Below are 1686 nucleotides of genomic sequence, written 5' to 3'. Positions count from 1 at the left end.
CGACGCCGCGCCGGTCGGCGCCACGCGCATAGCCCCAGGCTACCGCATCGTGGCGGGCGGTGCCGGCGCGGCGCTGCATCAAGCCGCCGACCACCGGGAAGCGCGCGCTTTCGGAGACATCGAGCGCCGGGATCAGACGTTTGATCTCAGCTTTCGTCATCAGTTCGGCGTCGACGCCGAGATGGCGCATGGCGTTGCCGCGCCTTGCATAGTCGTCGAACTGGGCCGGCGTGTGCGCCAGGTTCAGGCAGCCGCGCTGCGAGAACATGACGTTGTAGTTGAGCTCATGCGAGAGGTTCTCCCACAGCTTCATCGAGTGTTCGTAGAAGCGGGTGTTGGCCGGCAGCAGGTAGTTCGAGCGCACCGCCGTGGTGTTGCGGCCGACATTGCCGGAACCGAGCCAGCCCTTTTCCACAACGGCGACATTGGTGATGCCGTGTTCCTTGGCAAGATAATAGGCGGTCGCCAGCCCATGACCGCCGCCACCGATGATGATGACGTCATAGGACGCCTTCGGGTCAGGCTTGCGCCATGCCGGCTTCCAATCCTTGTTTCCCTTGAGCGCGTTCGCGAGCAGCGAAAAGGCCGAGTACTCTGCCATTGATGTCATCCGGTTCGGGCGATGCGGCAGACTATAGAGCAGGCCGCATCCGCAAAGCCAGTATTGCGCCATCGCCTTTCGACTGGCCGACGCTTGAGATGGATGGATGGGGGTGAGTGATCGGTGGCGCCAATGATCGGGTGGGCTCGCGATACGACGGCTTGCCCCATGATAGGGCCGTCTTTATCAAGGACAGGCTTTTTCAAATTGCCTTTGCCGCCGGTGAGTCGCCAACAAATCATGCTTTTCCGATTGCTTCGTCTCATTTTGATCCTCACGCTTGTCGTTTCGGCGCCGATGTCGTTCGACGCGGCTGCACAAGGGCTTGGCCAGGCGCCAGCCGGGCTGGTCGCCGACCAGCAGAAGATCCTGCAGGACCTGACGACCAAGACCGACAATCTGGAAAAGAAGATCCAACAGGAAGCCGATGAGGATAGCAGCCTCGTCGATATCCGCTTGCAGCTCGAGGAGTTGTCTCGGCAATCGCTGAACAGCGCACTGGCTTTCCGCACGCGTCTTGGCGAGATCAACAGCCGGCTTGAACAGATCGGGCCAGCGCCCGCCGCCGGCCAGCCGCCGGAGCCCGACATCGTCAGCGGCGAGCGCCAGGCGCTGGTGTCGGAAAAGGCGGAGATAAACGCCGTCATCTCGCAGGCCCAGTCCTTGTCGATCCGCATCAGCGGGCTGATCGACAAGATCGGCAATATGCGCAGCGAGTTGTTCCGCAACCTTTTGACCAAACGCTACGTGCTGTCGGATGCGCTGAGCCCGCAGGTTTTCTCCGACGCCAAGGACGAATACACCAATCTGTACAAGGCGGTGTCTTCCTGGCTGAGCTTCGCTTTCAAGTTCAAGTTCCAGGCGATCCTCGCAGCGACCTTCGTGGCGCTCGGGCTGGCGCTGGTGCTGCTGGTCGGCGGCAGGCGGCTGTTCGGGAGGGTGTTCGAAGCCGATCCCTCCAATGAGGACCCGTCCTATCTCAGCCGCTTATCGGTGGCTTTCCGGTCAACCTTGCTGCCAACGCTGGCGGTTGCCGCCTTTCTGGGATCGACGATTTTCTTCTTCAATTATTACAATGTGTTGCG

2 pseudogenes are annotated in these 1686 nt (G+C 61.2%); one reads left to right on the top strand and one right to left on the bottom strand.

What is annotated here, in order from left to right:
- Positions 1-577 (bottom strand): annotated as a pseudogene (locus tag EN984_RS39030) (FAD-dependent oxidoreductase); the annotation flags it as partial.
- A 264-nt stretch (positions 578-841) separates the two neighbouring features.
- On the opposite strand from EN984_RS39030, the pseudogene EN984_RS27565 reads away from it, so the two are divergent.
- Positions 842-1686, top strand: a pseudogene (locus tag EN984_RS27565) (mechanosensitive ion channel family protein); the annotation flags it as partial.

Source organism: Mesorhizobium sp. M7A.F.Ca.CA.004.12.1.1, from assembly GCF_003997835.1.
Taxonomy (GTDB): domain Bacteria; phylum Pseudomonadota; class Alphaproteobacteria; order Rhizobiales; family Rhizobiaceae; genus Mesorhizobium.
Note: the sequence above shows the minus strand (reverse complement) of the source record. Positions and strands in the feature narration are given on the sequence as shown.